Consider the following 410-nt stretch of genomic DNA (forward strand, 5'->3'; position numbering starts at 1 on the left):
CCTCGGTCTCGACGCCCAGGCGGGCGGCCAGGACGAGGCGCACGTCGTTGAGCGCGCGGCCGAAGGCCGGCGCCTGGTCGTGCGGCACCTCCACGCGCGTCGAGCGCAGCAGCTCGAGGGCCAGGCGCGCGTCCGCGAGCTTCCCCTCCGACAGGGCGTCCTCGGTCAGGGCCCGGTGGGCGCCCTGTTCGGCGGCGCCGGCCTGGGGCATCGCATCCGGCAGGAGGCGTGCGACGGCCGGGTCGGTGGGGGCCGAGCGCTGCGGCTCCGGGTCCTGGCTCAGGTGCAGGCCGGAGACCAGCCCCCAGAACGCGGCGTCGGACGCGTCCAGCCCGGCCACGGGGCCCGCGTCCTGCGCGGCGGACACGGACGGCGGCGCCGCCGGGGGATCTTCGGGCGTGTCGACGCCG

Annotated in this window: 1 protein-coding gene; it reads right to left on the reverse strand. The window is 79.0% G+C overall.

Annotated features, from left to right (window positions below; genetic code table 11):
- The coding region (locus IR141_RS12900) for a DUF2017 family protein (protein WP_209304460.1) at positions 1-340 on the reverse strand (340 nt) is incomplete at its 3' end.
- Positions 341-410: the final 70 nt, after the last annotated feature.

The sequence above is a fragment of the Neisseria sp. 19428wB4_WF04 genome (assembly GCF_015235335.1).
GTDB lineage: Bacteria > Pseudomonadota > Gammaproteobacteria > Burkholderiales > Neisseriaceae > Neisseria > Neisseria musculi.